Annotated in this window: 20 protein-coding genes and 2 tRNA genes; 10 read left to right on the forward strand and 12 right to left on the reverse strand. The window is 64.6% G+C overall.

All coding sequences use genetic code 11. The annotated features are described in order from the left end of the window. The coding region (locus MXAZACID_RS02700; protein WP_008492517.1) for a hemolysin family protein at positions 1-1,296 on the reverse strand (1,296 nt) is incomplete at its 3' end. A 268-nt stretch (positions 1,297-1,564) separates the two neighbouring features. On the opposite strand from MXAZACID_RS02700, the gene MXAZACID_RS02705 reads away from it, so the two are divergent. From MXAZACID_RS02705 to MXAZACID_RS02745, 9 genes are all read left to right on the forward strand, one after another. After that, entirely contained in the window at positions 1,565-4,264 is a 2,700-nt protein-coding gene (locus MXAZACID_RS02705; RefSeq protein WP_039884914.1) for a glycosyltransferase, read from the forward strand. 286 nt (positions 4,265-4,550) lie between these two features. After that, complete coding sequence (locus MXAZACID_RS02710; protein ID WP_008492519.1) at positions 4,551-5,795, forward strand: DEAD/DEAH box helicase; 1,245 nt, start codon at positions 4,551-4,553, stop codon at positions 5,793-5,795. Positions 5,796-5,968: 173 nt separating this feature from the next. Next, positions 5,969-6,853, forward strand: coding sequence for an S-methyl-5'-thioadenosine phosphorylase (locus tag MXAZACID_RS02715; RefSeq protein WP_039884670.1), 885 nt, complete (start codon positions 5,969-5,971; stop codon positions 6,851-6,853). A gap of 1 nt (position 6,854) precedes the next feature. Continuing rightward, a complete protein-coding gene (locus MXAZACID_RS02720; RefSeq protein WP_008492521.1) occupies positions 6,855-7,577 on the forward strand; it encodes a polysaccharide deacetylase family protein in 723 nt (240 codons plus the stop codon). 409 nt (positions 7,578-7,986) lie between these two features. Next, a complete protein-coding gene (locus MXAZACID_RS17615; RefSeq protein ID WP_008492523.1) occupies positions 7,987-8,799 on the forward strand; it encodes a Hint domain-containing protein in 813 nt (270 codons plus the stop codon). A 247-nt stretch (positions 8,800-9,046) separates the two neighbouring features. Then, positions 9,047-9,121: transfer RNA gene (locus MXAZACID_RS02730), tRNA-Thr, on the forward strand. A gap of 48 nt (positions 9,122-9,169) precedes the next feature. Further along, positions 9,170-9,245: transfer RNA gene (locus tag MXAZACID_RS02735), tRNA-Phe, on the forward strand. Positions 9,246-9,492: 247 nt separating this feature from the next. Next, entirely contained in the window at positions 9,493-9,762 is a 270-nt protein-coding gene (locus MXAZACID_RS02740; RefSeq protein WP_008492525.1) for an HU family DNA-binding protein, read from the forward strand. A gap of 73 nt (positions 9,763-9,835) precedes the next feature. Next, positions 9,836-10,147 (forward strand): cupin domain-containing protein, encoded by a 312-nt coding sequence (locus MXAZACID_RS02745; RefSeq protein WP_039884915.1) that lies wholly within the window; start codon positions 9,836-9,838, stop codon positions 10,145-10,147. A 67-nt stretch (positions 10,148-10,214) separates the two neighbouring features. On the opposite strand, the gene parE is transcribed toward MXAZACID_RS02745, so the two are convergent. The 7 genes from parE to gpmI form a co-directional block, all read right to left on the reverse strand. After that, the gene (gene parE / locus MXAZACID_RS02750; protein WP_008492527.1) at positions 10,215-12,188 is read right to left on the reverse strand and encodes a DNA topoisomerase IV subunit B; all 1,974 of its coding nucleotides are present in this window, start codon (positions 12,186-12,188) and stop codon (positions 10,215-10,217) included. Between the two features lie 72 nt (positions 12,189-12,260). Further along, complete coding sequence (locus MXAZACID_RS02755) at positions 12,261-13,433, reverse strand: patatin-like phospholipase family protein (protein WP_008492528.1); 1,173 nt, start codon at positions 13,431-13,433, stop codon at positions 12,261-12,263. Between the two features lie 174 nt (positions 13,434-13,607). Next, the gene (locus MXAZACID_RS02760; protein ID WP_008492529.1) at positions 13,608-14,267 is read right to left on the reverse strand and encodes a dienelactone hydrolase family protein; all 660 of its coding nucleotides are present in this window, start codon (positions 14,265-14,267) and stop codon (positions 13,608-13,610) included. A 45-nt stretch (positions 14,268-14,312) separates the two neighbouring features. Continuing rightward, the gene (locus MXAZACID_RS02765) at positions 14,313-14,786 is read right to left on the reverse strand and encodes an RNA pyrophosphohydrolase (RefSeq protein WP_008492530.1); all 474 of its coding nucleotides are present in this window, start codon (positions 14,784-14,786) and stop codon (positions 14,313-14,315) included. 207 nt (positions 14,787-14,993) lie between these two features. Continuing rightward, on the reverse strand, positions 14,994-16,367 hold the full coding sequence (locus MXAZACID_RS02770; RefSeq protein ID WP_008492532.1) for a S41 family peptidase: 1,374 nt from the start codon (positions 16,365-16,367) through the stop codon (positions 14,994-14,996). A gap of 63 nt (positions 16,368-16,430) precedes the next feature. Beyond that, positions 16,431-17,618 (reverse strand): murein hydrolase activator EnvC, encoded by a 1,188-nt coding sequence (locus tag MXAZACID_RS02775; protein ID WP_008492534.1) that lies wholly within the window; start codon positions 17,616-17,618, stop codon positions 16,431-16,433. A gap of 1 nt (position 17,619) precedes the next feature. After that, positions 17,620-19,134, reverse strand: a complete 1,515-nt coding sequence (gene gpmI / locus MXAZACID_RS02780; protein ID WP_008492535.1) for a 2,3-bisphosphoglycerate-independent phosphoglycerate mutase — start codon at positions 19,132-19,134, stop codon at positions 17,620-17,622. Between the two features lie 316 nt (positions 19,135-19,450). Here gpmI and MXAZACID_RS02785 point away from each other — a divergent pair, with 316 nt between their 5' ends. Continuing rightward, the gene (locus MXAZACID_RS02785) at positions 19,451-20,206 is read left to right on the forward strand and encodes a transglutaminase family protein (protein ID WP_008492536.1); all 756 of its coding nucleotides are present in this window, start codon (positions 19,451-19,453) and stop codon (positions 20,204-20,206) included. A 51-nt stretch (positions 20,207-20,257) separates the two neighbouring features. Here the strand turns inward: MXAZACID_RS02785 and MXAZACID_RS02790 are convergent, their stop codons facing one another. From MXAZACID_RS02790 to MXAZACID_RS02805, 4 genes are all read right to left on the reverse strand, one after another. Further along, positions 20,258-20,716, reverse strand: a complete 459-nt coding sequence (locus MXAZACID_RS02790; protein ID WP_008492537.1) for a 23S rRNA (pseudouridine(1915)-N(3))-methyltransferase RlmH — start codon at positions 20,714-20,716, stop codon at positions 20,258-20,260. Next, positions 20,713-21,135: a ribosome silencing factor gene (gene rsfS, locus MXAZACID_RS02795; RefSeq protein ID WP_008492538.1), complete on the reverse strand. Its 423-nt coding sequence runs from the start codon at positions 21,133-21,135 to the stop codon at positions 20,713-20,715. The genes MXAZACID_RS02790 and rsfS overlap by 4 nt, the downstream gene beginning before the upstream one ends. Positions 21,136-21,242: 107 nt before the next feature. Then, a complete protein-coding gene (locus MXAZACID_RS02800; protein WP_008492539.1) occupies positions 21,243-21,860 on the reverse strand; it encodes a nicotinate-nucleotide adenylyltransferase in 618 nt (205 codons plus the stop codon). A 9-nt stretch (positions 21,861-21,869) separates the two neighbouring features. Beyond that, positions 21,870-23,141: a glutamate-5-semialdehyde dehydrogenase gene (locus MXAZACID_RS02805; protein ID WP_008492540.1), complete on the reverse strand. Its 1,272-nt coding sequence runs from the start codon at positions 23,139-23,141 to the stop codon at positions 21,870-21,872. Positions 23,142-23,157: the final 16 nt, after the last annotated feature.

Raw genomic sequence — 23,157 nt, forward strand, 5'->3', positions numbered from 1 at the left:
GGAATTTTCCGCCACTTCCTTCGTCACCCGCACCCGCTCAATCCGCCGCCCATCCATCTCCGTCACTTCAAACTTCCAGCCGCCGAACAAAATCGCATCGCCCTTCGCCGCCGGGCGCAGCAGCAGCGCCAGGATCAGCCCGCCCAGCGTGTGATAGCTGCCCTCGCTCGGCAGGTCCGGCAGATGCAGCCTGGCCTTGATCTCGTCCACCGGGGTCAGCCCGTCCAGCTCATAGGCGCTGTCCGCCGGCGGCTCGATATAGGAGGAGGGGCCGGTATCCTCGGCGTCGCCGACGATCGCCTCCAGCACGTCCGCCGCCGTCACCACGCCCTCGAAGCTGCCATATTCATCGAACACCAGCGCCATGCCCAGCGCATCCGCCTTCAGCCGCTCCAGCGCGTCCAAGGCCGAGACCGAGTCCGGGATCGCCATCGGCTGGCGCAGCACGGAGGAGATGATCGGCCCGTCCTGCTTGCCCAGCACGCGGTCCAGCACATCCTTGGCCAGGATGATGCCGGTGACGTTATCGACCGAGCCGTCGCACACCACGAAGCGGGAATGCGGCGCGGCGCGCAGCCGGGCGATGATGTCCTCGCGTCCGGCGGAGCGGTCGATCCAGACGATTTCGGTGCGCGGCGTCATGATCGCGCGCACCGGCTTGTCGGCCAGGCGCAGCACGCGTTCGATAATGTCGCGCTCCTCGGTCTCCAGCACGCCGGTTTCGGCGCCTTCCACCAGCATCGCCTTCAGCTCTTCTTCGGAAACGCCGCGCCTATCCTCCTGGGTGGGGCCGAACAGCCGCAGCACGAGGTCCGTGGTGCGGCTCAGCAGCCAGATTGCCGGGGCGGCGAGTTTCGCCAGCACCGAGACCGGCCCGGCCACCACCACCGCCAGCCGTTCCGGGTGGCGCAGCCCCAGCTGCTTGGGTACCAGCTCGCCAAACACCAAGGTGAGATAGGTGATGATGAGAACTGTGACGACGACGCCGACCGGCCCGGCATAAGGTGCGATATAGGGCACATGCCGCAGCGGCCCCTGCATGCGCTCGCCCAGCTGGTCGCCGCCGAACATACCGGTGAGGATGCCGACCAGAGTGATGCCGAACTGGGTGGTGGGCAGGAAGCTCTGCGGGTCATCCGCCAGCATCCGTGCCTTGGTGGCGCCGCGCAGCCCCTGGCGCTCCATCAATGTCAGCATCGCCCGGCGCGAGGAGACCAGCGCCAGCTCCGCCAGCGCGAAGGCGCCGTTGAGAACCACCAGAAGCACGAGAATCAGGATTTGCACGATCAAAGGCATGGCCCGCTTCTAGCGCGGAATGGCAGCCGACGCGATTATGCCATGAAGGTGGGAGCGCTGTTGAAAGCGTAAGTGAAGCTGTCCAGACAAAGCCTTCAAAAGAAGGAAAATTTGAACAAATCCTTCCTACATCTGGTTACAAGATTAAATTTTGTTTGCCTTAGTTGGGCCACATTCGCGCCCAGCACCTGCCGCACTGGACGATCATATTGGCTGTCGATCCGGGGATTTTCCCGGGACGCAGCTTGGACATCGCTTGGACACCGCCATGACGTACCAGTCGCAAATTCGCCGCCAGACGGCGCTGATCTCCACCCGCAAGGCCCGCAAGGGCTGGGCGTCCCCCAGCTCATGGGCAGCCGCCATCGGCGTCGGTGTGGTCGCGTTCGGGATCTGGGCCGGCATCAACCGCCCGGCGACGAATATCGCGCCCTATACCGGCGAGATCGGCGGCTTCGCCTTCTCGCCCTTCCATAAAGGCGAGAGCCCGCAGACCGGCGATTACCCGACCACGGCACAGATCAAGTCCGATCTGGCGCTGGCGGCCAAGCACACCCACAATATCCGCACCTACACGGTCGAGGGCGATCTCGGGCAGATCCCGGCGCTGGCGCAGGGCATGGGGCTGAATGTCACGCTCGGCGCCTGGCTGGACCGTCACCCCGAGGCCAACGCCAAGGAGCTGGCGAAGGTCGTGCAGGTGGCGAACGCCAACCCGGACGTGAAGCAGGTGATGGTCGGTAACGAGACCATCCTGCGTGGCGACCAGAGCGTGCCGGAGCTGGTCTCCGAGATCCGCTCGGTCGAGAAGCAGGTGCATGTGCCGGTTTCCACCGCCGAGCCCTGGCATGTCTGGCTGAAGCATCCCGAGCTGGCCAATTCGGTCGATTTCATCACCGTGCATCTGCTGCCCTACTGGGAAGGTGTGCCGGAGAAGATCGCCGTGCAGGACAGCATGAACCGCTATGAGGCGGTGCATAAGATGTACCCAAACAAGAAGATCGTGATCGGCGAAATCGGCTGGCCGTCGGACGGTATCGATATCGGCGCGGCGCGCGCCAACAACATCAACCAGGCCCGCTTCCTGCGCGATTTCTTCAATCTGGCGCAGCAGAAGCATCTCGATTACTTCGTGATGGAAGCCTTCGACCAGCCCTGGAAGACCAGCTTTGAAGGCCGTGCCGCCGGTTACTGGGGTATGTTCACGCTGGGCCGCCACCAGAAATGGTCGCTGACCGGCCCGGTCTGGAATCACCCGGAATGGATCTGGTACGCCGCCGGCGCGGCGCTGGCCAGCCTGCTCGCCACCATGGCGCTGCTCTCCCGCCGCCCGGATATCCGCTTCACCGGCAAGCTGCTCTTCGCGGCTCTGGTGGAAGGCTTCACCGCGACGCTGGCGATGCTGCTGATGTATATGGGCCAGACTTATCTCTCGCTGGGGGCTGCCGCGGTGTGGAGCGGGCTGGCGCTGGGGCAGGGGCTGCTGCTCTTCCTGTTGATCGCGGACAGTTTCGATCTGGTCGAGACCATCTTCGGCCGTATCGCCAAGCGGCATTTTGAACCGATGCCGGCCCCGGCTGGCGCCAAGCTGCCGAAGGTTTCCATCCATCTGCCGATCTGCAACGAGCCGCCGCACATGGTGAAGCAGACGCTCGATAGCCTGGCCGCGCTGGACTATGACCGCTTCGAGGTTCTGGTGATCGACAACAACACCATGGACCCGGCTGTCTGGGAGCCGGTGGCCGAGCATTGCGCCCGGCTGGGGCCGAAATTCCGCTTCTTCACCCTGGGCAAGTATAAAGGCTACAAGGCCGGCGCGCTGAATTTCGCCCTGCGTGAGACCGCCCCGGATGCCGAGGTGATCGGCGTGATCGACAGCGATTATCTGGTCGAGCCGGACTGGCTGCGCTCGATGGCCCCGGCCTTCGACGACCCGGCGGTGGGCTTCACCCAGTCCCCGCAGGATTACCGGGATAATGACGGTTCGATCTTCAAGCGCATGATGTTCTGGGAATATGCCGGCTTCTTCCATACCGGCATGGTCACCCGCAATGAGCGCAACGCGATCATCCAGCACGGCACCATGACGCTGATCCGCAAGGAGGCGCTGCAGAACGAAAATGGCTGGGCCGAATGGTGCATCTGCGAGGACAGCCAGCTGGGTCTGCGCCTGTTCCGCGCCGGGTACGAGGCGGTCTATTCCAAGAAGAGCTTCGGCAAGGGCGTGATGCCGGACGATTACAACGCCTTCCGCAAGCAGCGTTACCGCTGGGCCTATGGCGCGATGCGGATTGTTCGCGGCAATGCGGCGGCTTTGTTCAACCCCTTCAACAAGGAGCTGACCGCCGGCCAGCGCTGGCACTTCATCACCGGCTGGCTGCCCTGGTTCGGCGACGCGCTGGGCATCGCCTTCCTGGCCATGGGTCTGGTCTGGTCGCTGGGGCTGATCCTGGATCCGGTGCGGTTTGAATTCCCGATCGCTTTGTTCATGCTGCCCTCGATCTTCCTGTTCGGCTTTAAGATCGTGCAGATCCTGGCCCTCTATAAGAGCCGCGTGCCTTGCGGCTTCTGGGACCGGGTGGGCGCGGCGGTCGCCGGGCTGGCGCTGAGCCACTCGATCGGCAAGGCGGTGTGGAAAGGCCTGTTCACCAACTCGCTGCCCTTCCTGCGCACGCCGAAGATGGAGAACGCCCCGGCCCTGGTCCAGGGTCTGGTGATGGCCCGCGAGGAGCTGGTGATCCTGGCTCTGACCTGGGGTGCGGCGCTGGGTGTCGGCTTTGGCCATCACTGGGCGACGCTGGAGACCAAGCTGTGGGTGGCGGTTTTGTTCACCCAGTCGATGCCTTATCTGGCCTCGGTCGGCGTCTCCATCCTGGCCGCCCTTCCGGCCAAGGCGCCCAAGCTGGTCGCCGCCCCCGCCGTCAAGCCGATGAAGGCCCCGGTGATGCACCCGGCGGCTGGGGATTAAGACTCGTAGGCACACGAGCTTGATGCCATGAATTGACCCTCCCGCTGTGCAGCGGGAGGGTTTTTTGTGCAACGCGACACAGCTTTGCAAAGGCTGGGCTTGCGTCGCCTTGGCCGGCAAGGCTAAGGGATACTTACCTGCCGCCATGGCGCGAACGAGACATGGTGGCACAGGCTTTATACGGGGCGGGGACGCCCTTTACGGGCTGTTTTGCACCGTCCTTTTCCAGATTCGCGCATGGGATACCGGACATTGACCGCCAGGGCATGGGCCTTCGGCGGTGGAGATGTTTGTTTTGACTGATTTGACCTTTGAGAGTTTTGGCCTGGCTTCCCCGATTTTGGGCGCATTGACGGCGGCGGGCTTCATCAAGCCCACCCCCATCCAGGCGAAGGCCATTCCCCACGCGCTGGCCGGGCGCGACGTTCTGGGCATCGCCCAGACCGGCACCGGCAAAACCGCCGCCTTCGCCCTGCCGATGATCAACGCGATGACCGACCGCCTGCACAGCAAGCGCTTCTCGACTCGCGCTCTGGTGCTGGCCCCCACCCGTGAGCTTGCGGTGCAGATCGAGCAGGAGATCAAGAAATTCGCCGCCGGGCTTGGCCTGCGCACGGTGCTGATCGTGGGCGGCGTCAGCCGCTTCGGCCAGGTGCAGCGCATGATGCGCGGTGCGGACATCGTCGTCGGCTGCCCCGGCCGCGTGGTGGATCTGATGAACACCCGCGAGCTGGTGATCGACCAGTGTCAGTTCTTCGTGCTGGACGAGGCTGACCGTATGCTGGATCTCGGCTTCATGCCGGATATCCGCAAGGTGGTGAACGTGCTGCCGGCGCGCCGCCAGTCGGCTCTGTTCTCCGCCACCATGCCGGCCGAAATCGCCAAGCTCGCCAATGGCCTGCTGCGTGAGCCGGTGCGCGTGGAAATCGAGGCGGTGGCCTCCACCCCGTCGCGCATCGAGCAGAGCGTGTATTTCGCCGAAGGGCCGGAGAAGCGCAACCTGCTGATCAAGCTGCTGCACCAGCCGGAATTCTCCAAAACCGTGGTGTTCACCCGCACCAAGCGCGGCGCCGACCGCGTGGCGCTGATGCTCAACAGCTCCAAGATCTCGGCCGCCGCCCTGCATGGCAATCTCAGCCAGAACCAGCGCCAGCGCGCCCTGGATGCGTTCAAGGCCGGTGAGGTGCGCGCTCTGGTCGCCACCGATATCGCGGCGCGCGGCATCGATGTGAATGCGGTTTCGCACGTGATCAATTTCGAGCTGCCGAATGAGCCGGAGAGCTATGTGCACCGCATCGGCCGCACCGCGCGCAACGGCGCGGATGGCGTGGCGGTGGCGTTCTGCGACGCGACCGAGCTGCCTTATCTCACTCAGATCGAGAAGCTGACCGGCATCAAGATGAAGGTGGCGGGCGGCGAGCGTCCACGCCAGGCGATGCCGGTGAAGAAGCCGGCCCGCCATCCGGATATGCAGGTGCGCAAGATCAAGCCGAAGCGCCCGCCTTACCAGGAAAAGCGCAAGGTTGCGTAAGAGCTGAATATATTTATAGACGTTTTTGGGTGCCGCCTTTTTTCAAAAAGGCGGCATTTTTTTCGCAGCTTTTTGGCCTGTTGCTGGCCGTCCCGATTCAGACTACGCGGCTTTGCCGCTCCGTCATCGGGACGGGGCGGCACCAAAAACGTTTGATTTTTTGGAGTGGCGCTATGGGTGAGACGAAGCAGACGGTCATCGGCATCATTGGCGGGTCGGGGCTGTATAATATCGACGGTCTGACAGACACCAGCTGGGTCAAGGTCGAAACCCCCTGGGGCGATCCCTCTGACGAGCTCCTCGTCGGTTCCTTCCATGGCCAGAAGGTGGTGTTCCTGCCCCGCCACGGGCGCGGCCACAAGACCACGCCGACGGCGCTGAATTACCGCGCCAACATCCATGCGCTGAAATCGCTGGGGGTGACCGACATTCTCTCCCTCTCCGCCGTCGGCTCGCTGAAAGAGGAACTGCCGCCGGGGCATTTCGTCATCGTCGACCAGTTCATCGACCGCTCCTTCGCCCGCGAGAAGAGCTTTTTCGGCCCGGGCTGCGTCGCGCATGTGTCGATGGCGCATCCGGTCTGCGGGCGCCTGGGCGATGCGCTGGAAGCCAGCCTGAAGGCGCTGGACCTGCCGCATACGCGCGGCGGCACCTATCTGGTGATGGAAGGCCCGCAATTCTCCACCCTGGCGGAGAGCAACCTGTACCGCAGCTGGGGCTGCGCGGTGATCGGCATGACCAATATGCCCGAGGCCAAGCTCGCCCGCGAGGCGGAGATCGATTACGCCACAGTCGCCATGGTCACCGATTATGATTGCTGGCACGAGGACCATGACGCCGTCACCGTCGACCAGGTGGTGAAGGTGCTGCTCGGCAATGCCGACAAGGCCCGCGCCCTGGTGAAGGACGTGCTCCCCCGCCTGGCCGCACCGCGCAGTGCCTGCGCGCATGGCTGCGACACCGCGCTGACCTACGCGCTGATCACCGCCCCCGAGGCGCGCGACCCGGAGGCGCTGAAGCGTCTTGAGGTTGTCGCCGGCCGCGTGCTCAAGGCCTGATATGTGCGGCCTTTGCGGTGATGGGCTGAACCGCCGCCAGCTGCTCTTTGCCGGGCTGGCGGCCCCCTTGGCGCTGGGGCCGTTCGATAAAGAAGGTCTGGTGGAGCCGGTGCTGCGGCTGCAACCACAATCCGGCCCGCGCCGTGTGGCGGTGACGCTGGATTGTTGCCCCGGCCATTTTGACATGCGGATCGCCCCGGTTCTGGTCGAGCGCCGCATCCCGGCCACCATCTTCGTCACCGCCGTCTGGATGCGGATGAACCCGGAGGGGCTGGCCTATTTCCTCCAGCACAAGGACATCTTCACCCTGGAAAACCATGGCGCGCGGCATCTGCCGCCGATCCTGGGCACCAGGCGCGTCTACGGGCTGGAGGTGGCCGGGAGCTGGCCCGCGATCCAGGCCGAGATCAATGGCGGGGCGTTGGCCATCACCCAGGCCACCGGGCGGGTGCCGCAATGGTATCGCGGGGCCGCCGGGCTCTACACCCCCTCGATGGTGCCGCGGATCGAGGCGCTGGGCGTGCGCGTGGCCGGTTATTCGCTGAATTCCGATGAAGGCGCCGGGCTGCCGGCCGCCATCGTGCAGGCGCGGATCGAGGCGGCGCGGGATGGCGATGTGATCGAAGGCCATATCAACCAGCCCAAACGCGCCAGCGGGGCTGGCATCGCCGCCGGGCTTGCGGCGTTGCAACAAAGTGGCGCGCAGTTCGCCCGGCTAAGCTGAACTAACGCTGCCTGACGCCCAAATGTCGAAAAAAATGAACGGCCTGCGGTTTGTTTGCGGGCTGATCACCGCGCCTACATCCCGCCTTCACTATTTCGTGAGCTGAGCAAACAGGAAAATTTCCTTTAACCTAAGCTTGTTGCGACAAAGCAAAGAAAATCATTTCATAACATCTGTTAAAAAATTAACACGAACTCGTCTAATTTATAAGAGGAGCTTCGTGATGACGGATGGAACCGACACAAACGGCTGGGGGGGAAACGATACAGACGGTTGGGGTGGAAGCGACACAGACGATCAAACACCACCCAACCCATCTGAAAACCTATTCCCGTTTTATCTGCTGAGCGGCGACGATGGGGGCAGTAGCGTCTCGGTTGGTCTGCCATTTTCGCTACAGACGCAGCAGGTGGTTTCCCTCACCAGCTCGCCGATTTTATATGGCGGGGAAAATTTCCTCATCGTCGGCCAGACCGACACGCAGGTCTATATCGGCACCGCCAGCGAAACCGGCAACGGCAAGGTGATCGGCTTCGTGTTCGAGGACGCGACGACCCAGCAATATTTCCTGTTCTCCACCACGCCCTGGCTGCCATTTGGCACGCCGATTACCGTCAACGTCTCCAGCGGCGCCAACGATCCACAGCCGTATAACTGGGATCTCAGCACTGGCGGCGCGGCGGCCTATTGCTTCATGGCCGGGACCGAAATCGCCACCCCCACCGGCGGTGTCGCGGTCGAGATGCTGCGGGCAGGAGATCTGGTGCTCTGCCATGATGGCCGGGTGGCGCCGGTGAGCTGGGTGGGGGTGCAGACCATCGCCAGCCGCTTTGCCGACCGGTTGCGGGTGCTGCCCGTGCGCATCACCGCCGGTGCCCTCGGCAATGGGCTGCCCTGGCGCGACCTGCTGCTCTCGCCGGACCATGCGCTGCTGCTGGATGGCGTTCTGGTGCAGGCCGGCGCCCTGGTCAACGGCGCCAGCATCCGGCGTGAGACGAATCTGCCGGAGCGTTTCTGCTATTACCATGTCGAGCTTGCCGACCATGCGCTGCTGCTGGCCGAAGGGCTGCCGGCGGAGAGCTTCCTGGATCAGGTGTCGGTTTTCGCCTTCGATAACTGGCATGAGCGCCCGGCACCGGCCCAGGCCCGCGAGATGGCGCTGCCTCGGGTGAAATCCGCCCGCCAGCTGCCGCGCGCCCTGCGGGCGCGCAGCGCCGCCTGAGGGCGCGATTCGGGCCGGCATGTCTGTGATCTGGCCGGCGGGGCGCCCCGCCGGCCTTTTTCACGTTGATCGCCGGATCGGCCCAAACTGGCGGTTTTCCGACAGCCGGGCCGCATTACCAGAGGCTAGGATGCGGATTTTCCACAGGAAAATATACCCGGAGCGGATGATGACGGAAAAACTTCCATCGCGGGACTTGCAGGCCCAACGGCAACAAGCTAGGAAGCGCCGCACCTTCGCGGGTTTCGCTGTCATAGCTCAGGGGTAGAGCACTTCATTGGTAATGAAGAGGTCCTGGGTTCAATTCCCAGTGACAGCACCAGCGAACTTGATCGGGGCGGCCTAATCGGTTAGGCAGCCTGGACCAAGGGCCCAGATAGCTCAGTTGGTAGAGCATGCGACTGAAAATCGCAGTGTCGCTGGTTCGATTCCGGCTCTGGGCACCATTTTCCCTCCCCTCTGAACCCGGCCGAATCTGCATTGCTTCGTGTGGCAACGATTTTTTGCGACGCAGCGCCACGCTTTTTTTGAAAAAACCTTTCTCCCGAGGGGGTTTAAGGCTGGTCTTTTCCGCAGGCCAAGGCTAGATATTTCGCATCCAGCCGGGCAAATTCAAAGAGTCCCTGGTTTGAACATAGAATCTTCGGTCGCGGACGTTCCGGCCAGACCGATCAACAGGAAAAGGCGCGTATAATGTCAAAAGCGTTCATTGCCGAGGTCATTCAGGAAACTGCCGAGATCACCGGCGTTGCCGCCAACCGTACGGCTACCGTTCTGATCGAAGCGATCGTTAAGGAAATGAAGAAGAACGGCAAGTTCACCCTGCCGTCCTTCGGCACCTTCACCGTCCGCAAGACCAAGGCGCGCAAGGGCGTGAACCCGCGCACAGGCGAGGAGATCAAGGTGAAGGCCGGCAAGACCGTGCGCTTCAAGGCCTCCCCGACGCTGAAGAAGCTGGTCTGATCGCACCTGCATTTGCGATAAAGAAACCCGGACCTGGTCCGGGTTTTTTTATGCGCTGCACCGGGGGATGAAGATGCCGAAAACCTTGCATTATGCCTGGAACGATGTCGCACCTTATGGCGATGCGAAGGCGGATCGCCGCTTGATCCCCGGGGCGGGGGGCGATTTGAAACGCGTGGCGGTGAAAGCCGGCACCCATGCCGCGCGCCACGCCCATGATTTCGAGCAGTTCGTGCTGATCTCCGAAGGGCAGGGCAGGCTGGTTTGCGAATCGGGCGAGATCGCGCTTCGCCCTGGCGTGGTGATTCATTTCGAGGCCAATGCCTGGCACGAAGCCTGGTTTGAAACCGACACCACGCTTTACGAAGTGAATTTCAAAAGCTGACGCCACATAAAGCGTCCCATAACGGGACAGGTGCGAAGCCGTCCCGGTTGCGACCAGCGGCGTTTGATCAGATATCCAGCTCTTCCACCTTCCCCGCGTTTTCCTGGATGAATTGAAAGCGCAGTTCCGGGCGCTTGCCCATCAAACTATCCACCAGCGTCGAGGTTTCCGCCCGCGCCTCAGGGGCCGCGACAATGCGCAGCAGCGTGCGTTTGGCTGGGTCCATCGTGGTTTCCTTCAGCACCGCGGGGGGCATTTCGCCAAGCCCTTTGAAGCGGCTGATTTCCACCTTGCTGCCGGGCTTGAAGTTTTTCATCAGCTTTTCGCGCGCGGCATCGTCCATCGCATAGATGCTCTTTGCCCCTTGCGTCAGCCGATAGAGCGGCGGCTGCGCCAGATAGACATGGCCGTGGCGGATCAGCTCCGGCAGCTCGCGATAGAAAAACGTCATCAGCAGCGAGGCGATATGCGCGCCGTCCACATCCGCATCGGTCATGATGATGATGCGCTCATAACGCAGATTGGCGCGGTTGAAAGCGGTGCCGGTGCCGCAGCCCAGCGCCTCGATCAGATCCTTCAGCTCCTGATTCTGCTTCAGCTTCTCCACCGAGGCGGAGGCGACATTCAGGATCTTGCCTTTCAGCGGCAGGATCGCCTGGGAGTTGCGATTGCGCGCCTGCTTGGCGGAGCCGCCGGCGGAATCGCCCTCGACCAGAAAGATCTCGGTGCCCTCGGCGCTTTCCGTGGCGCAATCGGCCAGCTTGCCGGGCAGGCGCAGCCGCCTTGTGGCGGATTTGCGCGGCGTGTCCTTCAACTCCTTGCGGCGGATGCGCTCTTCCGCGCGGTCCACCACATAGGCCAAGAGATTATCGGCATTGGCCGGGTCGCCGGCGAGATAATGGTCGAACCGGTCGCGCAGCGAGGTCTCGGTGAGCCGCGTGGCTTCCTGGGTGGTCAGCTTCTCCTTTGTCTGGCCCTGGAATTGCGGATCGCGGATGAAGAGCGAGAGCTTGGCGCGCAAGCCCCCGAACACGTCCTCGGCGATGATCGCCGCCCCGCGCTTATTGCCGCGCGTCTCAGCCCAGGCGCGCAGGCCCTTCAGCAGGGCGGCGCGCATTCCGGCCTCATGGGTGCCGCCCAGCGGGGTGGGCACGGTGTTGCAATAGGTATCGACGCTGCTCTCGCCCTGTTCCAGCCAGGCCAGGGCCCATTCCAGCTTGCCCTGCTCCTGGCCGCCGATCGGCGCGAATTTCGCCTCTCCGGCCCAGATCTCGGGGAGCACCAGCGGGGCGGCGCCCAGCTCGGCCGCCAGCGAATCGCGCAAACCGCCGGGGAAATGCAGCTCCGCCTCGGCCGGCACCTCCGAGTCGGATTTCAGCAGGCTGGGATCGCAGCTCCAGCGGATCTTCACCCCCCGGAACAGATAAGCTTTCGAGCGGCAGAGCTTGAACAGCCGGGCGGGGGAGAATCTCAGGCTCCCGAAAATCTCGGTATCCGGCACGAAGCCGATGCTGGTGCCGCGCCGGTTCTGGGCCGCGCCCACTTCCTCCAGCCTGGTCTGCGGCACGCCCCGCACATAGCTCTGGCGGTACAGCTTGCGGTCCTTCGCCACCTCGGCGGTGAAGCTTGAGGAGAGCGCGTTCACCACCGAGGAGCCCACGCCGTGCAGCCCGCCTGAGGTGGCATAGGCCTTGCCCGAGAATTTGCCACCCGAATGCAGCGTGGTGAAAATCACCTCCAGCGCGGATTTGGTCTTGAATTTCGGATGCGGATCGACCGGGATGCCCCGGCCATTATCACGGATGGTGAGCTGGTTGCCCTCATCCAGCCGCATCTCGATGGTGCTGGCATGGCCGGCCACCGCCTCGTCCATGGAATTGTCGAGAATTTCGGCGGCCAGATGGTGCAGGGCGTTCTCATCCGTGCCGCCAATATACATGCCAGGCCGCCGGCGGACGGGCTCCAGCCCCTCCAGCACCTCGATATCCTTCGCGCCATAGCTGTCCTTGGCGGGGATGGTCTCGAACAGGTCACTACTCAACGCGGCCGACTCCTACGCTGCACCGGGCGTCTTGGTTGCCATGGCCGGTGCCGCGCAGGCAAGAGGGGCCCCCTATTCGCCCACCCGGTGCAGATCGTAAGAGCGAATGCCGGGCTCCCCGGTAAAGCTGAACCAGTCGCCATGGTTCAGCGTGTTGCGGGTGTCGTAATAGCCCGAGCGCCAATGCTCCTTCATGGAGATGCGGCTGAACTCGTAATCCTTCGCATCCCCCTCATAGGCTTTCTGCTGGTAGATCAACTGCATGATGTTGATCTCGGGCAGCTGGCGCAGATCGGATTTCATCTGCTTCTGCTCGCTGGTCAGCTCATTATCCGGCACCTTGCCCAGCGCGTCGCGCAAAGCCTGTTTCAGCCGGTGGGTCTGCAGGAAATGGTCGGTGGTGGTGCGGGTGCGCGAGGAGTACTGAATGTCCTTCTGCCGGGCCAGAACCTCCGGCATGTCGCGCGGCACCTCGCCGCGGGCGGAGAACAGATCCACCTGGAAGGCCAGCAGGTTCTGCGAGCCGATATTATCCAGCAGATGCTGCAGCGGGGTGTTGGAGACCAGCCCGCCATCCCAGTAATGGTGGCGCCCGATCCGGACCATCGGCAGCCCCGGCGGCAACGCGCCGGAGGCCATGATGTGCTCGGGCTCCAGATCGCGCTCGGCATTGTCGAAATAGACGAAATTCGCCGTCTCGACATTCACCGCCCCCACCGCGAGGCGGATCTGGCCTTCATTGATCAGCTTGAAATCCGCGAGCTTTTCCAGCGTGCGGTGCAGGGGCGCGGTATCGTACAGTGCGGTGGCGAAGCGCGCCCCGCGCGGGGCGAAGAAGCCCGAGGCCGGCACCGGGCGGAAGAAGCCCGGCTGGCCGAAAAACATGCCATGCATGGCCGAAAGCCCATTGCGCAGCTTGCGGGCATTATCGCCCTCGAACCAGGTGGTGTAGGGGTCCCGGGCGGTGATATCCATCCAGAATTTTTCCAGCTTCTCCAGCCGGTGCTCGGGCTTGTTGCCGGCGATGATGGCGGAGTTCACGGCGCCGATGGACACCCCCGCCACCCAGTCCGGCTCCAGCCCGGCCTCATGCAGCGCCTGATAGACGCCCGCCTGATACGCCCCCAGCGCGCCGCCACCTTGCAGCACCAGCCCGACCACATCGCAACCCTTCGGCCGGGCGACCGGCGCGATCGGGTCCAGCGGGCGGCGATGCGGGCGTTTGGGATCGGAGAGCATGTCCATGGGCGGTCAATCCTTCTCGGCTGACGAATGGTCTCGAATATTTAAGGCAACGCTTACATTGGCAAGAAAATCATGCCATCCCAGGGCGATCTGTCAAACCGGCCATGCGAGAAGGATCAATGACATGACGGCCGCCCTGGCGCCAGGGCGGCCGCTTCTACGACGCAGGAGATCTCAGCGCAGATGTTCGGCGAAAAACGCCAGAGCCCGCAGCTCCGCCAGCTCCCAATCCTTGCGGCTATAGCTGGCCCGGGCCTCGCAGCCAAAGCCGTGCTGCGCGCCTTCATAGACGAACACATCCGCCCCCGGCTGCGCCGCCTTGATCGCCTGCACGTCGTTCATCGGAATGCCGTGATCCTCGGTGCCGAAATGCATCTGCACCGGGCAATTGGGCTTGGCGTCCTTGCTGGCGGCAATGGCGCCGCCATACCAGCAGCTGGCGGCCTTGAAGCCCTTGGTCCGCGTCGCCGCGTCCCAGGCCAGGCTGCCGCCCCAGCAATAGCCGATGATGCCCACAGGTTCGCCCTCGCCGAAGGCGGCGGCGGTCGCCTGCAGGTCCAGCAGCGCCTGTTCGGGGGGCACTTGCTGCATCAGCGCGCGGCCCTGGGCGATGCCCTCCTGGTCATAGCCCAGCTCGATGCCAGGTGTGACGCGATCGAACATCGCCGGCGCCAGCACCCGGTAGCCGAACCCGGCCAGGCGCTCGGCGACATTGCGGATATGCTGGTTCACGCCGAAAATCTCCTGCACGACCACAAGCCCGCGCTTGGCGTTGACGTTGCCGGCTTCGTAGGCGTGGAATTTATGGCCGTCGGCGGCGGTGAGGGTCATCATCGGCGGGTGATCCTTGTTCTGGCTGGCGGTGGTCTGGCGGGCGGTTCAGCCGGCGAGGGATGCGAAATCCCGCGCCAGCGTCTCATAGATGTCGCGCTTGAAGGCCACCGCAAGGGCCGGCAGCTCGGATAGTTTCACCCAGCGCCAATCCTCGAATTCCGGATGGGCATCGGCGGTGAGGTCGATATCCTCGTCGCGCCCGGTGAAGCGCAGCGCGAACCATTTCTGCCGCTGGCCGCGATATTTGCCCTTCCAGGCAACCCCGATCAGCGCCGGCGGCAGGTCATAGACCAGCCAGTCCGGATGCTCGGCGACGATCTCGGCCTTGTCGGTGCCGATCTCTTCCTTCATTTCGCGCAGCACCGCCGCGCGCAGATCCTCCCCCTCATCGACGCCGCCTTGCGGCAGCTGCCAGGCATCGGGGTAGTTCTTGCGCTTGCCGACGAAAACGCGCCCGTCTCGCGAGAACAGCACAACGCCGACATTGAGCCGATAGGGCAGGGAGGATTTCTCGGTCATCGCGGCGTCTCACCTAAAATATGCAAAAGTTTTTGGGGCGTGGCCCTTTTTTCAAAAAGGGCCACAGAACGTCTGGGGTGGTGGCAACTTGGTTGCTTCCGCCCCGGCGTTTTCGCCGCTTTTTTTGAGCCGCGCTGGGCGGGCCGATTGAGAGACAGCAGCAAGGCTGCTTGCTCATCGGCGCGCCAGCGGCCCCAAAAAACTTTGTCAGTTTGCCGCCGTCGTCGTCGAGGCGGGCTTCATGTCGGCAATCAGCTTCAGCGCCATCTGCAGCTGGAAGTCGGTCGCCGGCTTGGTCGGGTCGAATTTCGGCCAGTTGGCGGGCGGCTTGTTGGGGATGCTGGCGGCCACCGGCGGCAGCGGCAGCGGCGGCGGCAGTGACGCGGCCTTCTGCTGGGTCGGGTTGGTGAAGGCGTGCAGCAGGTCGGTCTCACGCAGCTGCGCGAAGCTGTCCTCCGGCGTGGCGCTGTCCGCCACCGTTACGTTCGGGGTCACGCCGTAATCCTGGATCGACTTGCCCGACGGGGTGAAATACAGCGCCGTGGTCAGACGCAGCGCGCCCTCATTGTCGATCGGGATGATCGTTTGCACCGAGCCCTTGCCGAAGGTCTTGGTGCCCAGCACCAGCGCCCGGCGGTTCTGCTGCAGGGCGGCGGTGACAATTTCGGCCGCCGAGGCGGTGCCGGAATTGGTCAGCACCACGATCGGCGCGCCATTGGTGATGTCATTGCCCTGGGCGTACCAGGCTTGGTCGTCCTCCGAATGGCGGCCATGGGTGGAGACGATCTCGCCGCTGGTGACGAAATCATCGGACACCGCCACTGCCTGGTCGAGCAGCCCGCCGGGATTGTCGCGCAGATCCAGGATATAGCCATGGATCGGCCCATGCGCCTGCTTGTTCAGGCTCTTCACCGCGGCGCGGATATGCGCATCGGCATTCTCATCGAAACTATCGAGGCGGATATAGCCGACCGGCCCGGCGGTGCTGGTGAGCAGCTTGCTCTTCACATCGTCGATCTTGATGATCTCGCGGGTCAGCGTGACATGCACCGGCGTGTTCACGCCGTTGCGCTTCAAGGTGAGGGTGATCTGCGTGCCCGGCGCGCCGCGCATCTTGGAGACGGCATCATCCAGCGACAGCCCTTCGGTGGCGTGGCCGTCGATCTCCACGATGATGTCACCCGGCTTGATCCCAGCCTTCTGGCCCGGCGTGCCGTCGATCGGGGTGATCACCTTCAGCAGCCCGCTGGCCTCGGTCACTTCCAGCCCCAGCCCGCCGAACTGGCCGGAGGTCTGCACCTGCATGTCCGAATATTGCTGCGCATTCATGTAGCTGGAATGCGGGTCCAGCCCGGAGAGCATGCCGTTGGCGGCATTGTAGATCAGCTTGTCGGTCGGCGGGTCGATCACGTAGTTCTGCTTGATCTGCGACAATATGTCACCAAAAAGCGAGAGCTGCTGATAGGTGCTGTCGCTCGGGGCGTTGTCGCCGAAGGCGCGGGAGAGGGGCTGTGTCAGCGATCCGGCGGCCAAACCGACCACGAAAACCCCGCCGAGCATCAAACCACCGCGCAAACGCATATATTTATCCCTTCAAACGCCGGGCGTATCGCCCTGGCCCTATTAGATAGCATCCCGCCCGGATTATCCAGAGTGGCCGGAAGCCAGCCAGGACGTCGGGTCCACCGGCTCACCACCCCGGCGCAGCTCCACATAGAGGCGCGGCTGGCGGGTGGGATCGGCGGCGCTGAAGGGCTGCATGCTGCCCAGCGGCTGGCCATGGGCGATGCGCTGGCCCTGCGAGACGTCGAGATGGCTCATCCCCGCCAGCACGGCGGAGAGGCTGGTGCCGCAATCCACGATCACCACCTGGCCATAGCCCGAGAGCGGGCCGCCATAGAGAATGGTGCCGTTGCACGGGCTGGTGACGCGTGCCCCCGGGGCGGCGGCGTAGGAAATGCCGGTGGCCGGGCCGGCCACGGTGGCGGCGCCATAGGGCTGGATGATATGCCCCGCCACCGGCGCGCCCGCCCCGCCGCTGGGCAGGTTTACAGGAGTCGCCGGGGCTGGGGTTTTCGGCACCAGATTGGCGATGGCCTGGTCCAGATCCGTCAGCTCATGCTTGGCCTTGGCGGCGGCGGCGGCCTCGGCCACCTTCTGGTCCGCCGCATCCTGCTCATCCTGCCTGGCCTGGTCGATATCCATGGAGAGCTTTGCCTCCGCCGCCTGCTGCGCGGCCACGGCGGCATCCAGCGCCTCGCGCGCGGCTTGCGCCTGGGTAATGGCGCTGGTCAGGGTCGCGGTCTCGGTTTTCACCGCCCGCGCCTGGTCGGAGACCTCCTGCGCCACCCCTTGCAGAATGGCGATGCCGCGGACGCTGTCCACCGGCGATTGCGGGGCGGCGAGCAGCGTGGTGGCGGGCGCGGCGGAGAGGCGCTGCATCACCGGCAGCAGCGCCTTCAGCGCCGCCTGCGCCTGGTCCAGCCGGGCGGCGGCGGCATTTTGGGCGGCGGTGAGCATGGCGAGCTGGTTGGCATCCTTGGAGGTCTGGTCCTCCAGCCCGCGCAAGGCGGCGGCGGCCTGCACCTGCTGCTGCGCCAGCGCCGCGGCTTTCTGTTCCACCGCCTTCTGGTGCGCCGCCGCCGCCGCTTCCGCCGCCTGATGCGCCTTGATCGCGGCGGCGGCCGCAGCGCGCTCCTTCTTCAGCTTGGCGGCGTCGGCGCTGTCCTGGTGGTGCGGAGTCAGATGGCGCTCCTTCGCCAGGCCAGGGCCGGCCAGCCCCAGCCAGAGCGCGGCCAGCCCCGCATTTTGCAGGAGACGCTTAACCCTCACCTCAGCCGAACAGCGGCTTGCCGGTCATCGCGGGCGGCTGCGCCACACCCATCAGCTTCAGCAGGGTCGGCGCGATATCGGCCAGAATGCCGTCATGCAGCTTGATCCCCGCCGGCCCGCCAGCGATCAGCACCGGCACCGGATTGGTGGTGTGCGCGGTATGCGGCCCGCCGGTCTCCGGGTCGCGCATCATCTCGCAATTGCCGTGATCGGCGGTGACGAGAATCGCCCCGCCCTGCGCCTGCACCGCCGCCCAGATCTTACCCAAGCCCGCATCAACCGTCTCCACCGCCTTGATCGCGGCGGGCAGCGAGCCGGTATGGCCGACCATGTCCGGATTGGCGAAATTCAGGATGATCATGTCGAACGTCCCGGTCTTGATCGCCGCCACCGCCTTCTCGGTCAGCTCCGGCGCGGACATTTCCGGTTGCAGATCATAGGTGGCGACCTTCGGCGAAGGCACCATGATCCGCTCTTCGCCAGGGAAGGGCGTCTCCATCCCGCCATTGAAGAAATAGGTCACGTGCGGATATTTCTCCGTCTCGGCCATGCGCAGCTGTTTCAGCCCGGCCTTGGAGACGATTCCGCCCAGCAGATCATCCATGCGCTGCGGCGCGAAGATGGTTTGCATGAACGGCGCCAGCGCGTCCGAATAGGCGGTCATGCCCACCGCCCCCACCAGCTTGGGCTGGCGCGGCTGGAAGCCGTCGAAGGACGGGTCGAGCAAGGCGGTGAGGATCTCGCGCACCCGGTCCGCCCGGTAATTGGCGCAGATCACCCCATCCCCATCCTTGATCCCGCCATAATCGCCGATCACGGCGGGCTTGATGAACTCATCGGTGATCTTGGCCTCGTAGCTGGCCTGGATCGCCGCCTCGGCGCTGGGGAAATGCGCGCCCTTGGCATCCACCAGCAGCTCATAAGCCTGTTGCACGCGCTCCCAGCGTTTGTCGCGGTCCATGGCGTAATAGCGCCCGACCAGCGTGCCCAGCTTGGCACTCTCGCCCAGCCCGGCCAGGAATTTTTCCATATAGCCGAGCCCGGCCTGGGGTGGGGTGTCGCGCCCATCCATCCAGCCATGGGCGATGACGGGAATGCCCGCCTCGTGCAAAATCTTCGCCAGCGCCACCGCATGGTCCTGGTGCGAATGCACCCCGCCCGGCGAGACCAGCCCCAGCAGATGCGCGGTGCCCCCACTCTTCTTCAGCGCCGCGATGAAGCCCTGCACCGTCTCGTTCCTGGCCAGCGCGCCATCCTCGATGGCGGCATCGATGCGCGGCAGATCCTGCATCACCGTCCGCCCGGCGCCGATATTCAGATGCCCGACCTCGGAATTGCCCATCTGCCCGCTCGGCAGCCCGACCACCCGGCCCGAGGTGGTGAGAAAGGCGCGCGGGCAGGTCTCCCAGAGCGCATCGAAATGCGGCGTGTTCGCCTGCGCGACGGCATTGTCCTGCGGCGACTCGTTCCAGCCGAAGCCATCGAGGATCACCAGCATCACGGGTTTCTTGGCCATTTCAGTCCTTAACATAAGCGTTCCGCGGATGTTTTATGAAACTCCCGCCCGCTTGGCCATGCTGGGCACCAGGGAAGTGCGCCGCAATTCAAAAAAACCCCGGTTTGGCATCGTTGTACCCTTCCATGCCAAGTCGCCCCATGCTCAGCTCGCTTTACCCTCACCGTTAAACACAGATTACAACGCGGCCGGGCTGGCTCATCCGCGCCTGACAGCGCCCCATATCGATTGAACGAGATCGATTGAACGAACGTGAGGTTTCATGCGCATCCACCTTGGCTACGAGATTATCGTATCTCACCCTCAGCCCACGCCCATGATCGCGCATCTGAGCATCCATGAATCGCGCGTGCCCGACCTCGCCGGGTCTGACAAGCTCGCCATTCATCCGCCGGTATCGGTCAGTCAGTATCGTGATGGGTTCGGCAATAAAGTCTCGCGTTTTGTCGCACCCGCCGGGCAGATCCGGCTGAGCGCGGACATGTTGATCGATGACCCCGGCACGCCAGATCTTTGCGTCCCCGATGCCCGGCAGCACGAGATTTCCGATCTCCCGGACGAGACGCTGCGCTTCGTGCTCGGCTCGCGCTATTGCGAGACCGACAGGATGGTGGAAATCGCCTGGGCGCGGTTTGGCCCAGTGATCGGCGGCTGGAACCGCGTGCAGGCGATCTGCGCCTTCACCCATGAACATATCAAATTCGGCTATCATTTCGCCCGCAACACCCGCACCGCCTTCGAGGCCTATCAGGAGCGCGTCGGCGTCTGCCGGGATTTCGCGCATCTGGCGGTGACACTCTGCCGGTGCATGAACATTCCAGCCCGTTATTGCACCGGCTATCTCGGCGATATCGGCGTGCCGGAAGACCCCGCGCCGATGGATTTCTCCGCCTGGTTCGAGGCGTATATCGGCGGCCAATGGCTGACCTTCGATGCGCGCCACAATATTCCACGGATTGGACGTGTGCTGGTCGCGCGCGGCATGGATGCGGCGGATACCGCCATCACCACCCATTTCGGCGCCCATACGCTGGATGGATTCCGCGTCTGGACGGATGAAGTGCAGGCTTGAAGCTTTCGCCGCCTCTTTGAAAAAAAGCGGCACCAAAAAACCTTTAAAATTTCAAGGCCGTCCGGCCCGGTGATAAGGATGCCCCGCCAGAATGCTCTGCGCCCGGTAGATCTGCTCGGCCAGCATTGGCCGCACCAGCATATGCGGCCAGGTGAGGGTGCCCAGCGAGAGTTTGGCCCCGGCCCGGGCGATCACCGGCGCGTCCAGCCCCTCCGCTCCGCCGATCACGAAGGCCAGTTTTTTGCTCCGCTCCAGCCAGCCGGCCAGCAGCTTCGCCAGCCCCGGCGAATCCGGGGCCGCGCCATCCATATCCAATGCGATCAGAAATTCATCGGCCTTCAGCGCGGCGAGGATGGCCTCGCCCTCGCGGCGCTTGATCTCGGCGGGAGCGCCTTGCCCATCCGCGAACTCCACCAGCCCCATCGCGGGGCGGATGCGTTTCGCGTAACGGGCAAACAGCTCCATCTCCGGCGCCTTCGACGGCGCCTTGCCGATGGCGAGCAGCCTCAAGCCTCGCTATCCGCCTCATCCAGCTCGGCGGACCACATCTTCTCCAGCCCGTAGAGCGTGCGCGCCTCGGGCTTGAACAGATGCACGACGATGTCGCCGGCATCGATCAGCACCCAGTCAGTGCCGGTCGCGCCCTCGGTCAGCGGCTTGCGGAACCCGGCCGCGGCCAGCTTCTCGTAGAGATGCGTCGCCATCGCGGCGATCTGCCGGTCGGCGATGCCGGTGGCGATGATCATGCGGTCGGCGAAGGAGGCGCGGCCGGCCAGATCCAGCGAGACGATATCCTCGGCCTTGTCATCCTCCAGCGTGGTGACGATGACCGCCTGTAGCCTGTCCAGAAATTCCGGGGTGGTCTTCGGCTCGGCCTTCTTGCGCTTCGGCCCGGCGATGGCGGCCTTCTTGCGCGGGGTGCCGGGCATGCTGGCAATCGAGTCGGTGACCGTTTCGGCGGCCGGCTTGGCGGCGCGCTTACGCGGGGCGGTGGTTTTGGCGCCCCGGCTGGCCGGGGTGCGGGTGGGCGTGCGCGTTATGGCTGCGTTCCTTCTAAAATCCTGCGGCGCAATGCGGTGGCCGAGGCCGCGTTCTCCCGCACGGGCAGGAGAATCCAGGCCGGCGCCCGCATTGTCGCCAGACATAACCCAGCCCGCGCGGGAAGGCGATCTTTTTGGTGGCGCTTTGCCGCGCGCCCGGCCAGCGCCTGGCGGGTGGCGCCGGGGCGGGGGACGACGAGCATCGGCATCGCATGGATGATCTCCTGCCAGTGCCCCCAGCGCGGCAGCTGGATCAGATTATCCGCCCCCATCAGCCAGACGAAGCGCACGCGCGGAAAGCGGCGCTTGAGGCCGCGCAGCGTGTCGCGGGTATAGCGCGTGCCCATGCGGGTCTCGATATCGGTGGCGATGATCCGCCTGCCATCGGCGATCCTGCGGGCACTCGCCACGCGCTCCGCCAGCTTCGCCATGCCGTTCGCCGGCTTCAACGGGTTGCCCGGCGAGACCAGCAGCCAGAGCTGGTCCAGCCCCAGATGCCGCATCGCCTCGCGCGCCACATGCAGATGCCCCTCATGCGCCGGATTGAAGGAGCCACCGAGCAGCCCGATTTTCAGCCGGTGCCGATGGCCATAGGTTGGCGTGTTGAAGGGCAAGGGGCGGGGTTACGGGCGGGTTTGGCCGGTGCCGCGCACCACGTAGCGGAACGTCGTGAGCTGTTCCGGCCCGATCGGCCCGCGCGCATGGATATGGCCGGTGGCGATGCCGATTTCTGCGCCGAAGCCGAACTCGCCGCCATCGCAGAACTGGGTCGAGGCGTTCCACAGCGTTACCGCCGCCGGGCAGCGCGCGAGGTAAGCCTCCGCCACCGCCTCATCCTGGGTGATGATCGCCTCGGTATGCTCGCTGCCATGGGCGCGCACATGCGAAAGCGCGCCCTCCGGCCCGTCGACCACGGCGATGCTGAGGATCGCATCCTGCCATTCGGTGTCGAAATCCTTCTCTTCGGCGGCGGGCAAAGCCGGCAGGATCGCCCGCGCTTGCGCATCCGCCTTGAAGGCGCAGCCCAGCTTGGCGAGGTCTTCCACCAGCACCGGCAGCAGGGAAGGGGCGATGGACGCGTCTATAAGAAGCGTCTCGGTGGCGCCGCAAACGCCGGGCCGGCGCATCTTGGCATTGGCCAGCACGCTGCGCGCCATCTCAGGGTCGGCCGCGGCATGGATGTAAGTATGGTTCAGCCCTTCGGCGTGGGAGAGCACCGGCACCCGCGCCTCGCGCTGCACCAGCTCCACCAGCGTCTTGCCGCCGCGCGGGATGATCAGGTCGATATGCCCGACAGCCCCCAGCATGGCGGCGACGAAGCGCCGGTCGGTCGAGGGCGCCACCTGCACCGCATCCGCCGGCAACCCGGCGGCGCGCAGCCCGGCGGTCACCGCCTGGTGGATCGCCTGGGCGGAGTGAAAACTCTCTGAGCCGCCGCGCAGAATGATGGCATTGCCGGATTTCAGCGCGATGGCGGCGGCATCCGCACCGACATTCGGGCGGCTCTCATAGATCATCCCCAGCACGCCGATCGGCTGGGCGATGCGGGCGATGCGCAAGCCATTCGGGCGGGTCCATTCGGCCAGCATATGGGCCAGCGGGTCGGGCAGATCCGCCACCTCTTCCAGCCCCTTGGCCATCGCCTCCACCCGGGCCGGGTTCAGCAGCAGCCGGTCACCGAACGCGGCCGAGCCTTTATAGGCGGCCATGTCCTTGCCATTCGCTTCCAGGATCGCCGGGGCGGTGGCCCGCAGGACAGAGGCGGCTTCGCGCAAGCCAGCATCGCGCGCGGCGGCTGGGCGCTGCGCCAGGGTAGCTGCGGCGGCACGGGCACGGCGGCCCATCTCCTCCATGGTCTGCGAAAATGTCTCGGACTCAGCGTTCATGGCGCGCATGCTTGCCCAGTCCTGG

Origin of the sequence: Acidocella sp. MX-AZ02 (genome assembly GCF_000306035.1) — a bacterium.
Classification (GTDB): Bacteria; Pseudomonadota; Alphaproteobacteria; order Acetobacterales; family Acetobacteraceae; genus Acidocella; species Acidocella facilis.

Bases quoted from the DNA above. Each gene is read 5' to 3' on its own strand.
- MXAZACID_RS02705 (WP_039884914.1), top strand. From the start codon at position 1,565: ATGACGTACCAGTCGCAAATTCGCCGCCAGACGGCGCTGATCTCCACC.
- MXAZACID_RS02710 (WP_008492519.1), top strand. From the start codon at position 4,551: ATGTTTGTTTTGACTGATTTGACCTTTGAGAGTTTTGGCCTGGCTTCC.
- MXAZACID_RS02715 (WP_039884670.1), top strand. From the start codon at position 5,969: ATGGGTGAGACGAAGCAGACGGTCATCGGCATCATTGGCGGGTCGGGG.
- MXAZACID_RS02720 (WP_008492521.1), top strand. From the start codon at position 6,855: ATGTGCGGCCTTTGCGGTGATGGGCTGAACCGCCGCCAGCTGCTCTTT.
- MXAZACID_RS02740 (WP_008492525.1), top strand. From the start codon at position 9,493: ATGTCAAAAGCGTTCATTGCCGAGGTCATTCAGGAAACTGCCGAGATC.
- MXAZACID_RS02745 (WP_039884915.1), top strand. From the start codon at position 9,836: ATGCCGAAAACCTTGCATTATGCCTGGAACGATGTCGCACCTTATGGC.
- MXAZACID_RS02755 (WP_008492528.1), bottom strand. From the start codon at position 13,433: ATGGACATGCTCTCCGATCCCAAACGCCCGCATCGCCGCCCGCTGGAC.
- MXAZACID_RS02760 (WP_008492529.1), bottom strand. From the start codon at position 14,267: ATGATGACCCTCACCGCCGCCGACGGCCATAAATTCCACGCCTACGAA.
- MXAZACID_RS02765 (WP_008492530.1), bottom strand. From the start codon at position 14,786: ATGACCGAGAAATCCTCCCTGCCCTATCGGCTCAATGTCGGCGTTGTG.
- MXAZACID_RS02770 (WP_008492532.1), bottom strand. From the start codon at position 16,367: ATGCGTTTGCGCGGTGGTTTGATGCTCGGCGGGGTTTTCGTGGTCGGT.
- gpmI (WP_008492535.1), bottom strand. From the start codon at position 19,134: ATGGCCAAGAAACCCGTGATGCTGGTGATCCTCGATGGCTTCGGCTGG.
- MXAZACID_RS02785 (WP_008492536.1), top strand. From the start codon at position 19,451: ATGATCGCGCATCTGAGCATCCATGAATCGCGCGTGCCCGACCTCGCC.
- rsfS (WP_008492538.1), bottom strand. From the start codon at position 21,135: ATGCCCGGCACCCCGCGCAAGAAGGCCGCCATCGCCGGGCCGAAGCGC.
- MXAZACID_RS02805 (WP_008492540.1), bottom strand. From the start codon at position 23,141: ATGCGCGCCATGAACGCTGAGTCCGAGACATTTTCGCAGACCATGGAG.